Source organism: Pantoea sp. WMus005 (genome assembly GCF_013415305.1).
Taxonomy (GTDB): Bacteria; Pseudomonadota; Gammaproteobacteria; order Enterobacterales; family Enterobacteriaceae; genus Pantoea; species Pantoea rara.
Genome location: NZ_JACBXU010000019.1, coordinates 1 through 398, shown reverse-complemented (window position 1 = coordinate 398; position 398 = coordinate 1). Strand labels below are relative to the sequence as shown.

Here is a 398-nt window from a genome sequence, read left to right as displayed (position 1 = left end):
GTCCTCAGGTGTGGGATGGAGCGCATAGTAATCGAAACAGCTCACCATGCACACGAACTTTCCTCGTGCTCCGATATCGCGACCGTATTTTGTTATGAGGGCGCTTGCTATCATTTGGTAATGAAGACCATTAAAGACTGACCGATAATCATAGGAGTAATCGATGGTTCCTATTATTCCGAGTCCATTATAAGGACTGAAATACCCGGAATTAATCTCGTTTACAGGAAGCCAATAGTCTACATTTTCTTGCCAGCGATCGACGACAAATTTCGCCATCTTAAGATACAGATCGATGACGTCACGATGTCGCCAACCTCCGTACTTGTCAACGATCGCAATCGGCATCGCATAGTGATTGATCGTGATGAAGACTTTAATTCCAGCATGTGCAAGGG

The 398-nt window shown here is 45.0% G+C and carries 1 protein-coding gene; it reads right to left on the bottom strand.

Annotated features, from left to right (window positions below; all coding sequences use genetic code 11):
- The coding region (locus HZZ01_RS20715; RefSeq protein ID WP_179899291.1) for a family 1 glycosylhydrolase at nucleotides 1-398 on the bottom strand (398 nt) is incomplete at both ends.